Raw genomic sequence first — 12290 nt, 5'->3', positions numbered from 1 at the left:
TATTTAACCCAAAAGTTGGGCTTGCTATTAATTATTTATTTAGGATCAAAAAATCCGCAATAAAATGGTGCACCATTCGCGTCGGTCAATACAGGTGTTTTACTTTTGTCAATAGCTCCTTTTACAAGCGTAAAATTGGCTTCAGACCCATTTCCCATTTTTGATTGAAAGGTCATTGTGACATTACCGTCTACCTTTTGCGTTTTGATATTGGTAGGGTTTAAACCAAAATTATAGGGAGGACTCATCGGATTTGTTTGTACAATCTCAAAGTCTTCGGCATCACCTTCCCAAGTCCAGTAATCCTGTGCATACGGATCAAACAATGGCCTATCGGAATCACCTAAAATAAAATAGAATTTTGAATCTGCACGGAATTCGTAACCGGTAACCAGTTCAACTACACAAGCATCACTTGCTGGTCTTCCGCCTTCGGTCATGGAAATAAAATCGACATTGGTCAATCGCCATTCGCCTACTAAGCTGACAGTGTCTCCTGCGCCATTATCGTCATCACTAGAACAAGAATAAAACACCAATCCAAAAATAAGGGCACTCAATACAATTAATTTCTTCATAGAATTTGATTTTTAAAATTTGGTGCAAATTTAAGGCTTATTTAGAACAAGACTAAATAGAATCCATAGTTTTTCTTTTAAATTTAAAATGACTTGGTCAAATCTCACATTTAGTGGAAGATGGGTTAGATTTCGAGGAAATCTTCAGGTAATACACTATGAGTTGGGCATGCCATAGTTTGATTCGGTTAAACCGAACACCTGATTCATGAAATAACCATTAAAAATTGCAGAAAACACATAATTCAGTGTGTATTCGTGGCTATAACACTTATAGACACTGAAGTAATACAACAGAAAACATAGATTTGTTTCCCGATCACCAGACAATTAATTACTATGTCAATGCGAATTAAAAACGAACTTTAAAAGAATATATACCTCTAATTAACATCACTTACTTGGAGATCAATACCGGTTTTATTAAAGTGAAAGCTTAGGAAGATTGCGATGAAGTACTTGGTAATTTGAATTTGGAACCACCTAAAACAAATATCATAAATTACAATTTAATGTCAACGATGCCTACACTAAAGACTTGTAGGCATTTCGTTGACAAAGCTACTAATTCAATTTATAAAGGGATTCAAAATGAGTGGTTAACGCTTTTAAGCCCTCTAGAATCACAACTTCTACATCTACAAAAGGCTGACTTAAAACATATAGTGACGCTTTTACTTTAATGGCATCTGCTTTCGAAAAAGATTTGTTTTCAACGGCACTTTCTAATAAAACGGCAGTTGCAGAGAGATTTTCCGATAATTTTTCTAGAGGATTAATTTTTGGATTTTTTTCTAAGGCTTCAAAACGATCATGATTTTTAGCCCAAGTCTTAAGGTAGGATAGCACCAGATTGGTAGTTTCACTATTTGCATCCTTAATATAATTATTTACAGCAGAATTAAAAGAAGCGCCATCTTCAGCGTCTACAACGCAAGCTTCTGCAAATAATGTAAATGGAGAAAATGTTTTATATTCTACGCCACCTTCGTTGCGCGCATATATTTTTAAAGGCTCACAAATTTTGGATAAGGTAACCAGGGATGCAATATCCTGATTGTTGGTCATGCTTCTTAGAATAACAGCTCTATTTTTAATATGGGTAAGTCCTAATTCTTCTAAAGTGAAAGAGACGTGTTTCATGCGTTTTTTCATGTTGACCACATCCTTAACGGCTTTTGGAGACCAAAAACGTTCCGCTATGGCGGCAGTTCTTGGCCATATTCTGGAGTCGATGGTCAATGGCGTTACCAATTCACTCCACATGGTTGCTTCACCTCCCAAAATGCGCGCACGTTCTAATTCTGTTAATTTCACATCCCCAATAGGATCTACAGCATAGTGATTTTCAACCGGCTCCATTCTGTCAATATAATAGCCATTTGACAATACCGTTTGATAGCCTTTTTTTGCGGCAGCAATCAAAGACCCACCTTCTTCAAGACCCTCATTTTTACCTCGCCAGGAATGTATGACGGTTGTAGTGGGCATATTAGGGGTCATAATTTCATCCCAACCCATCATTTTTTTACCTAAATTATTTAGAATTTTTTCGAGCTTGATATTAAAATAAGTCTGCAAGTCGTGGTTTGTTTTTAAGTGATGCTGTTTTTTGAATGCTTGAATATCTTTGTTTTCATCCCAATGCTTGCCTTCGTTCTCATCGCCTCCAATATGGAAATACGCATCAGGAAACAGCGGGGTCATTTCAGCAAATAACCGTGCTAAAAACTCGTAAGTCATATCTTTTGTCGGATTTAAAGTAGGATCGAAGACACCAGAAAAGCGTTCAATGCTGTACCTATAGCCATCTTTGCTTCCCAACTCAGGGTAAGCGGTTAAAATAGCTGTAGCATGCCCAGGAACATCAAATTCAGGAATCACCCGGATGCCCAAATTATTGGCATAAGCTACCACATCTTTAATTTGTTCCTGTGTATAATATAATCCGTCAGAAGCCTCTTCGTGAAGTTTAGGAAACACATTCGATTCTACACGCCACCCTTGGTCATCTGTTAAATGCCAATGAAACACGTTCATTTTTACGGCAGCCATCGCTTCTAAATTTCGTTTTAAAACACCAACAGGTTGAAAATGCCTTGAGACATCAATCATCAGTCCCCGCCATACAAACCGTGGTGCATCATTGATCGTTACCCCTGGAAAAAAATAGTCATTTGACGTGTTTTGAGTGAGTTGCAATAGGGTTTCTAAACCTCTTATCGCCCCAACATCGGTTTTGGCAGTAATTGAAATATCGGCATCTTTAATCTCCAAAGTATAGGATTCGTCCGTTTCAATGCTCAACTGGGATACGTTTTGAAAATTAATTTGGATCGATCCTTTCTTGTTGGAAACAGGAAATCCTTCGTTCAAAAATACGCCTGTGCGCGTGGTTAACCGTCTTAAAAAATTGATTGCTGCATTGTGGACACGTCCGTTGGTTTCGGGATGAATTGAAATGCTTATGTCGCTATCAATAACAAACTTTCCATAATTTTCTTTAATGTCTTTTGGCCAAGGCATCAAATTAAATGTTTCTGAGACCTTGCTCTGAGAAATGATCTGTTCATTTGAAATGCCGAAAAGCAAAAGAAATAGTATGATTTTGTTCATTGGATATAATTTTGGAAAAGCAATTTTGATTGATTTTAGGCCAAGATTTGGATGATAAGAGCCCAATTGGTCCTGTCATAATAATTAAAGCAAACGAGAAAACTGAATTTCCCGTTTGCTCAACTAAACATCAAATTAAACACTCATTGATTAAAAATTTCCAGCACCTGTGTCCCACCATAGTCGTGTTCCGCCATTATCAGGGCCGTTTAAATAACCTACAGCAGTTGTAACATTAGCGCCATTGGTATTCTTTTCGTTATCCACAAAATTGATACGTCGTATTTGAACATTGGTATCAATTGCACCACCACTATTATTAACCACCACTGGGAACACTCTTGGGTAGCCTGTGCGTCTAAATTCACTCCAAGCTTCTTGTCCATCAGGGAACATGGCAATCCATTTTTGAGTGATGATTTGCTCCAATTTCTCTTCGTTTGTACCCGCACTGTTAAATGCAATAGTGACATTGCTTGGGTAAGCATAGTTGTTTGCTGGGTTAAGTGCATCCACAAAATCATTAGGCGTACTCGTGCCATCAGCCAAATAGGCCTCAACACCACCTACACCAAATTGCGCGAAAGATGCTTTTACACCGTTTTCATAATTGGACTGCGCATCACCTGCACCTGTCCAACCACGAAGCGCCGCTTCTGCTTTAAGAAAATAAATTTCTGCTGAAGTCATCCATATTTTTGAAGACCCTTCAACGACTTTCCCAACGCTGGAGTGGCTTCCATATTGCGCTTTGGAATCGATCTCAATCCCTTGACGGATGCCTTTATAGTCTCCGAGTGCAGGGTCTGAAGGCGCATTGAAAAACGCTCCTATTCTACCATCATTAAACCCTTTTAGAATTGATTCCATTTCGGCACTCATGCTGATATCTCCCCAAACTGTGCTTATTGTAAGAATAGGGTGAACGAATCCGCCCATATCAACCGTCATGTTTTGAGATTCAAGCAAACCAGCGTTACTTGCCAATGCTTTTTCCCCTTGGGTTTTGGCCAAAGTAGGGTTCACTTTTGAAACCCTGATGGCTAAACGCAATCTTAAAGAGTTGGCATAGGTACGCCATTTTGCAATATCACCACCAAAATTAGATTGGTCGAAGGCTACAAATTGCGCATCACCTATATACGGCTCCAACCCATCAATGGCTTCGTCCAAATCTGCAAAGAAAGCGGTGTAGGCCTCCTCTTGAGAATCATATTGACCTGTCGTATCGTAACTATTGTATTTTGAGTAACGGATGGGACCGAATACATCAGAAATACGGTGCATGGCATTCACACGGATAATATTTGCCAAATACACAAACTTTTCACCATTTTCATCGCCCGAAAGTTCTACTTGCTGAAAAATTTCCCGAGCGTAAGGCATTACCCCATTACCGTCATTGGCATCATAGGCATCAGCCCAAATAAAGCCATTCCAGCCGTCCACCAAACTGTAGGTTTGATTGTTTATGTTCCCAGCAAATGGAGTTGCAGAAGCCATGTATCCTGAAAAAACGTCGGCATTTAGGTTTTGTTGCAACTGATAATTCCAAGCTGGTTCCGCCCGGATCACGTTAGAAAAGAGCGGTGCAAATCTGGAACCAATATGGTTGTTCTGTTGCTCCAAACTTTCTTGGGAAATCCCATAGGGATTGGTGTTGATATCTTCAAAATCTTTAGTACAATTGGTCAAGCTTAAAGCCGCTAAAGATGCTATGGTATATTTTAAAATATGTGTCTTCATTTTCTTAGAAATTTACGTTAAGGTTAAACCCTATACTTCTTGTTGATGGTTGGTTGTAGATATCCACGCCTTGTAAGCCTAAGCCTGTACTTGCGGCCACATTCGGGTCAAATGGTGCATCTTTGTAAAAGAAGAATAAATTGTTTGCGATAAGCGATAGATTTACATTGTCAATGAATTTGTTTTTAAGTTCCATTCTATATCCAATAGACAATTCTCTTAAACTCACGTTAGTGGCATCATAAACATATTCGCCTAACATCCCATCACGTCCACCAACAGCATTGAAATATTCTTTCGCGCTCAGTTGCGACGCCACTCCAGATTCATTAACCACATCAACCATGCCTCCATTAGTGTTTCTCGCATTTGCAGTATTTTGTGATACTCCGTATTTGTCGTTGATCGCTTCAGTTACACTTAAAACATCACCACCAAATTTACCATCAACCAGTACGTTTACCGTAAAGTTTCCGAAAGCAACAGTATTGTTCCATCCTAAAGTAAAATCCGGTTGTGCATGCGCTACGGTTTCAAATCCTGTAGCCATCAAAGTACCTGAAGAATTGATCATCGGGGTGCCATTTTCATCTCTTACCAAAGTTCTGGCCTTAATACTACCAAAATCTTCACCTTCAATTAATGAATACTCATAACCGTTGACACCGCGTGCCGTAATGATGGCTTCACCATCCTGCAAAGATGGATGTACTGAAACCACTTTGTTTGAATTTAGTGCAAAATTAAAGGCCGTGTTCCAAGTCACCTTATCGGTTAACACTGGTTTTGCATTCAATACAATTTCAAAACCTTTATTTGAGATTTCACCAGCATTTACAATGTTTTGAGAATATCCATTAGGATTTGGCTCTGCTTGAATGTAGAAAATTTGGTTCACGGTTTTGGTGTCATAGTATGTGAAATCAAAACCTAAACGGTTTCCGAAGAAACGCCACTCCGTTCCTATTTCGAAAGATTTTTGACGTTCTGGTTCTAGGGTCTCCCCTTCAATTGGTGCAAATGGAGCCGTTCCGATTCCTGTGTTTGTTGAATTAATTCCGTTAAGAGGAATTGTTGCATAAACAGGGATATCTTTACCTACTTCAGCATAAGATGCTCTCAGTTTTGCAAACGAAATCGACTCAGGCATTGCTATCATTTCTGATAATACACCCGTTAAACCTACAGATGGATAAAAGAACGATTGAGAGTTGGTGTTTACCAAAGTTGAAGACCAGTCAGTACGTCCTGTCACATCTAAGAACAATCTGTTTTTAAAGCCGAAATTTACAGAGGCAAATAATGCTTGTACTTCTCTATTTGAAACTGACTGTCTGATATTATTGGTTGTCTCAAAATTTGCAATATTAAATACATTCGGATAGATAAGACCATCAACATCACGACCAGAATCTAAAAACACTTGGTCACCTAATTGGTATTTTGTTAAGCTCGTTCCTAAAATTCCGGTAAAAGAAAAATCTTCTGAAAAATCTTTAGAGTAGTTTGCAATCAAATCAACATATTGTTGGGTGTTTTCAGTTTTCTCTAAAGTGTAACGCCCATTGTTACCAGAGTTAACAGGATCTGTTCCCGCATACTGTCTTTTGTCAAACGTAAAGAAAGATTTATCAAAACTTCCTCTAGATTGCAATGAAAAGGCCTCAGTTATTTGATACTTTACAGACACGTTAGCATAAGCACGTTGTACCACATCTTTACTTGGACTACGGTTAATTAACCAATATGGGTTTTGCTCAATATTTTCTGAAAATCCAGAAGCTTCATATTGATCCATTTGATTGAGTGCCATATTAAAATATTCATATTTATTTTGATAAATGGCTCTATCAATTCCTACAGGATGTAAATACAAGCCTGTAAGTGGATTGGAATAAAGTCCATTTGTTGGACGGTTCCAGATGCGTTGGTCAGAAAGATTAACACTAGCAGAAACGTCAATTTTATCATTTAAAAACTTCCCCGTTTGTCTTAAGGTAACATTGTTTCTGTTCAATCGGTTATCAGGAATAACCCCTTCACCAATTGTGTTTGCATAAGAAAAATAGGTTTGTGATTTCTGTGTTCCTGCCGTTAGAGACATCGAGTTAATAGACGTGAACCCTGTGTTAAAAAAGCTCTTGGCATCGTTGTTCAATCCACTTGTTTTTGCTCCCCATGAATAAGGATCAGCCACATTTCCATTTTCAGCAATTGCCTGTCCTACGGAAAGACTTTGGTATTCTGATTGTAATTCAGGTAATGAAATTACATTATCTGCCGTAAAACTAGAATTGAAATTCACGGTCAAAACACCATCCTTCCCTTTTTTGGTAGTGATCAAGATCACTCCATTAGCACCTTGGCTACCATATAATGCTGATGCAGACGCACCTTTCAATACGGTCATGCTTTCAATATCATCCGGATTGATTAAAGATAAAATATCACCGCCATCACGGTTTCCTGTTTGGCTACCAAAAATATCTGTTCCCGGTTCGTTACCATTAGACCCATTTCCGTTGTTTAACATTGGGATACCATCCACTACGTATAAAGGATCATTGTTGGTGGTAGAAGAATTTCCTCTAAGCACCACTTTCGCAGCACCACCCAATCCTGATGAACTCTTGGTAATGGTAACTCCGGCAGATTTCCCAGACAAACTATTGATAGGGTTGGTTTGTTTTACTCTGGTAAGCTCATCACCACCCACTTCCTGTGCGGAATAGGTCAAGGCTTTCTTTTCTCTTTTAATCCCTAAAGCAGTAATGACCACTTCGCCCAATTGCTCAGCATCCTCTGCCAATTGTACATTAACAGTAGAAGATTCTCCAACTGTTATTTGTACACTCGTCATCCCTATATAAGAGAAGTTTAAAACATCGCCAGGTTTTGCAGTGACGATATACTCACCATCAAAATTGGTTTGGGTACCAGTAGCGGTGCCCTGAATTGACACATTAACTCCAGGAAGCGGAATCCCTTCTGCTTTGGATGTAACGGTTCCCTTAATTTCTTTTTCCTGTGCAAATACCATTGGCACAGTCAATAATAAAAAAGAAAACAAGAAAAATGATCTTAAATTTTGTTTCATAATTTGATTATTTCGATTATTTAGTTCTGCCAATCTATTTAATTATATGAAGATTTTAAAAGAATTTATCTATACGACACGAATTTACACACCAACGACATGAAAAACTCGACAAGAAAATTTGCAGAATAAAGATTCAGCAATTTAATTGTTAATTAGTGAATATATCCTTAAAATTGCGACATCACAATATGGCTTTCTTAAAAACACAACTCTAAATCCAAGAATCATTTCATTATTCAAAAAAAACATAGGCGATACCATTCCCATCCGATATCACGTGATGTTCTGGTTGGTTTACTTTCTTTTTAACATGGTAAGATGGGGAAGTTATTTTGATGACTATTGGTATTCACTTCATTCTAATTTAGTTGAATTTCCAATCCACATAATTTCTGTTTATATCAATATCTATTATCTGATTCCCAAATATATTTTGCGAAAAAAATATTGGACCTATATTGCTTCTTTGGTTGTGATGCTGGGTTTTATCTATCTCATCAGAACCGGACTTATCTATTTTTTGGTCACAAAAAACATCTGGCCAGAGGCAAGTGAATCTGGTAAGTTTATGCAATTAAACCACATTATAGTGGTGGTTCTTGGTGAATTGTACGTGATTGCATTTGTCACCGCCATAAAACTGGTTATTGATTGGTCTATAGAAAAAAGAAGGAATGAAGACTTGGCACAACTTCAAATGAGTACGGAGCTCAAATATTTGCGCACCCAAATACAACCCCATTTTTTCTTTAATACTTTAAATAATCTGTATGCCCTTACCTTAAGCAAATCTGATAACGCGCCCCGATTGGTGATCAAATTGTCTGACATGATGCAATATATTCTTTATGAAGTCAAAAGTTCGAAGGCGAGTTTATTGGAAGAAATTACCCATATCAACAATTTTATTGATATTGAGCGCCTTCGGTTTGAGGACCGTGTGGATGCTGAAATGGATATTACCGGAGATATTGAGGATGTTGAGGTACCTCCGCTATTATTACTTTCCTTTGCCGAAAATTGTTTTAAACATGGGATGAAGGATAATGACCGTTTAAAGATAAGGATGAGTTTTAATGTTTCCAGTAAAGGGTATCTGGAAGTGATATTCATCAACAATTTCAATCCAAGCGCAACCAAAGATGAGAGCAGCGGGATTGGACTCGAAAATGCGAAACGACGTTTGAACTTATTGTTTTCAACTAATTTTATTCTGGAATCTAAAGTAGAGAATGACACTTATACCTTATTTTTAAAAATCCCTGTATAAATAGGATGTAAGCAGAATAGCTAATGCACACTGATAAATGTTCAAAAAGTTCGTTACACCAATAAAAACGAGAAAGAAGCCATGAAAGTAAAATGTATTATTATTGACGATGAACCGTTGGCCATCTCTGTGATCGAAACGCATTTGAAGGATTTTAATCATGTTGAAGTGGTTGAAACGTTTACCAATCCGTTAAATGCCTATCGGATTTTGGAACAGGAAAAGATAGATCTGATTTTCTTGGACATCAACATGCCACAGCTTACAGGATTTGCATTTATTGAAAACCTGAGCTACAAGCCATTAATTGTGATCACGACTGCCTATCGCGAATACGCGGTAAAAAGTTTTGAACTTAATATTTTGGACTATTTGGTCAAGCCTATTCCATTCAATCGGTTTTTAAAAACCATCAATAAGGTTTACCAACATATGAATCTCAATAATCCAAAGGCCGAAACCAGTTTTCAGCAAGAACCACATCTTTTTTTAAAAGTCAATAAAAAACTGGTCAAAACAAATCTCAACGACATACTCTATATAGAAAGCCTTAAAGATTATATTAAAGTGATCACAGTGTTGGGTGATTACGTGGTTCACAAATCGCTCTCCGCAATCACAGAAGAATTACCTCAATCCAATTTTATGCGCATCCACCGCTCTTATACCGTTTCAATTAATAAAATCAATGCACTTGAAGGGAATACCGTAGAAATTTCCGATAGAAAAATACCTATAGGGCGCAATTACTCCAAACAAGCGAAGGAGCGTATTTTTAATATTAATGACGATACTGATAATTAATAAACTTTTTCTAAGTTTTGGAATTATTTAATGCTAAGAATAAAAAAATAAGGAGCGAAAAACTGATTATACCATGAAACAAAGAATAGAATCTGTTGATATTTTAAGAGGATTTACTATCATCGCCATGATTTTGGTAAACACTCCCGGCAGCTGGGGGAGCGTTTATGCACCATTACTTCATGCGCAATGGCATGGCCTCACCCCTACCGATTTAATATTTCCATTCTTTTTGTTTATTGTGGGCATCTCCATTTACTTCTCATATAAAAACAAACCAAACGCTTCTGCTACCTATAAAAAAATTGCCGTCCGAAGTTTAAAGCTCATAGGTTTAGGAATGTTCTTAAGGTTGTTCTTGCCTTATTTTCCTTTTATTGTTGATTTTGAATCCTTACGATTTCCTGGTGTCCTTCAAAGAATTGGGATTGTCTTTTTCATTTCTGCGCTTTTATATTTGAATTTCAACTGGAAAAACTTAGCAATTATTTCGCACGTCACATTGCTTGGTTACTGGTTGTTTTTAGGGTTTGTACCCTTGCCAAACGGCATGTCGCCAACTTTTGATAGAGCTCCAAATAATTGGGCAAACTATATTGATTTGAAGGTTTTGGGCAAGCATATGTGGCAACCTGACTATGATCCTGAAGGTGTCCTTAGCACAATAACAGCTGTTATTTCATGTATTTCAGGAATCTTAATCGGGAGACTTTTGGACGGGCTCAAGCATGTTAAATATTTATTTTTTGCTGCCCTTGGCCTTCTGATTTCAGGCTATATGTTCAGTTTGGTTTTTCCGTTGAACAAGGCTATTTGGAGCAGTAGTTTTGTTTTGGTCACCAGTGGCTGGGGCACTCTTATTCTCGCTATTATTTATTACTTGAAGGACATCAAACACTATCGTTTTGGAAACGTCTTTAAGTATGTGGGGATGAATGCTATTACTATCTACTTCCTATCAAGCTTTATTTCCAAAACCATGTCTCTCCTAAAAGTTGATGAGCAGCATAGTATTCATTCCTGGCTTTATCAAAATCTTTTTATTCACGACTTTTTCAGCGCTAAATTCTCATCTTTATTATATGCCCTTGTGGTGGTCTCATTTTATGTAGGCTTAGGCTATGTGATGTACCGCAAAAAAATATTTATTAAAGTTTAAAATAAGGCCTAAGCTAACCAACCCTACAAAGTACAATAGCTTTTTAAATCAGCCTTTTCAGCGGGCTGCATTTGTATAAATTGCATCAAAAATTTAGAAGTTAATTTTGGTACGATTGTAAAACTATCTGATTGGCGTTAGATTGTGTAAGTTTTACGGTTTAATAATGTTAAAGCAAGTTGAAAAAAACGAAAGACCTCGACAAACCTATCATTAGTTTTGCTACATAACAGCCAGTTCGTTTATGACAATGGTTTCAAACCTCCATATTCTGCATCAATTTTTATCCCAAATTCGTTCTCAACGAAGGACAGATAAGAGGCATCATCCTTCAGCAGGATTACTTCTTCTTTTCCATTAATTACCTTTTTAAACTTTTCATTGAATAAAGTGAGCATCCCGTTTTTTACCGGAAGCGCTGCTATTCTGGCGTTGATAAAAAAAGAATCTGGGTGAGATGACGTATAATGATTGCCAAATGTAATATCAATTTCAAATACATGACTTAAATCAAAACTATATAAGTTCTTCCATTGCCCATCTTGCTTACTTTGAAGCATATAACCAAACAACTCACTATCTATCAATCTATAGATTTGATTCTCGAAGGTAACGGGTTGGTTATAAACGAGTGGTACAGGAACACGTGGTGATTCCGCCCCAAATCCTACATCAACCAACCAACTTTTGTCTTCAATGGTCACTAAAGTCGCTTGATGCGATCTTCCGGTTGGCGCTCCAGAGACGTGAACCCTTCCCAATAAAGGGCGTGCTTCAAATCCGAAGGCTTTAAGTGCCAATAACAGCAAACCGTTTAATTCAAAACAATAGCCTCCACGTTTATGCCCAATCAATTTCTGAAATATGGATTTGGGATCAAGGTGGATGCTTCTTCCTAGACAAATGTCAAAGTTTTCGAAAGGAATGGAAATGTGCTGCGCACGGTGAATTGACTTCAAACATTCAAAATTAACAGAAACTTTCGCATCAAGGGCTATTCGTTTTAATAGTCTTCCT

General features: G+C 37.5%; 8 protein-coding genes. 3 read left to right on the top strand and 5 right to left on the bottom strand.

The annotated features are described in order from the left end of the window. Nucleotides 1-35 precede the first annotated feature (35 nt). The 4 genes from G525_RS0103330 to G525_RS0103315 all read right to left on the bottom strand — a co-directional run bounded on the left by G525_RS0103330 (nt 36) and on the right by G525_RS0103315 (nt 8037). Nucleotides 36-578, bottom strand: a complete 543-nt coding sequence (locus G525_RS0103330) for a hypothetical protein (protein ID WP_027124893.1) — start codon at nt 576-578, stop codon at nt 36-38. A gap of 564 nt (nt 579-1142) precedes the next feature. Beyond that, complete coding sequence (locus G525_RS20095) at nt 1143-3194, bottom strand: beta-N-acetylhexosaminidase (RefSeq protein ID WP_035478906.1); 2052 nt, start codon at nt 3192-3194, stop codon at nt 1143-1145. 150 nt (nt 3195-3344) lie between these two features. Next, a complete protein-coding gene (locus G525_RS0103320; RefSeq protein WP_027124892.1) occupies nt 3345-4940 on the bottom strand; it encodes a RagB/SusD family nutrient uptake outer membrane protein in 1596 nt (531 codons plus the stop codon). A 4-nt stretch (nt 4941-4944) separates the two neighbouring features. Next, nucleotides 4945-8037: a SusC/RagA family TonB-linked outer membrane protein gene (locus G525_RS0103315; protein ID WP_027124891.1), complete on the bottom strand. Its 3093-nt coding sequence runs from the start codon at nt 8035-8037 to the stop codon at nt 4945-4947. A 148-nt stretch (nt 8038-8185) separates the two neighbouring features. Here G525_RS0103315 and G525_RS0103310 point away from each other — a divergent pair, with 148 nt between their 5' ends. The 3 genes from G525_RS0103310 to G525_RS0103300 all read left to right on the top strand — a co-directional run bounded on the left by G525_RS0103310 (nt 8186) and on the right by G525_RS0103300 (nt 11273). Continuing rightward, complete coding sequence (locus G525_RS0103310) at nt 8186-9310, top strand: sensor histidine kinase (RefSeq protein WP_245577716.1); 1125 nt, start codon at nt 8186-8188, stop codon at nt 9308-9310. A gap of 81 nt (nt 9311-9391) precedes the next feature. Next, the gene (locus G525_RS0103305; RefSeq protein WP_027124889.1) at nt 9392-10114 is read left to right on the top strand and encodes a LytR/AlgR family response regulator transcription factor; all 723 of its coding nucleotides are present in this window, start codon (nt 9392-9394) and stop codon (nt 10112-10114) included. A gap of 73 nt (nt 10115-10187) precedes the next feature. Continuing rightward, nucleotides 10188-11273, top strand: a complete 1086-nt coding sequence (locus G525_RS0103300; protein WP_027124888.1) for an acyltransferase family protein — start codon at nt 10188-10190, stop codon at nt 11271-11273. Between the two features lie 242 nt (nt 11274-11515). Here the strand turns inward: G525_RS0103300 and G525_RS20090 are convergent, their stop codons facing one another. Continuing rightward, nucleotides 11516-12232 carry an arylamine N-acetyltransferase family protein gene (locus tag G525_RS20090; protein WP_051209716.1) on the bottom strand — a complete coding sequence of 239 codons (717 nt, stop codon included), beginning with the start codon at nt 12230-12232 and terminating at the stop codon, nt 11516-11518. Between the last annotated feature and the right edge of the window lie 58 nt (nt 12233-12290).

Origin of the sequence: Gelidibacter mesophilus DSM 14095 (genome assembly GCF_000423005.1) — a bacterium.
Lineage (GTDB): Bacteria > Bacteroidota > Bacteroidia > Flavobacteriales > Flavobacteriaceae > Gelidibacter > Gelidibacter mesophilus.
Note: the sequence above shows the minus strand (reverse complement) of the source record. Positions and strands in the feature narration are given on the sequence as shown.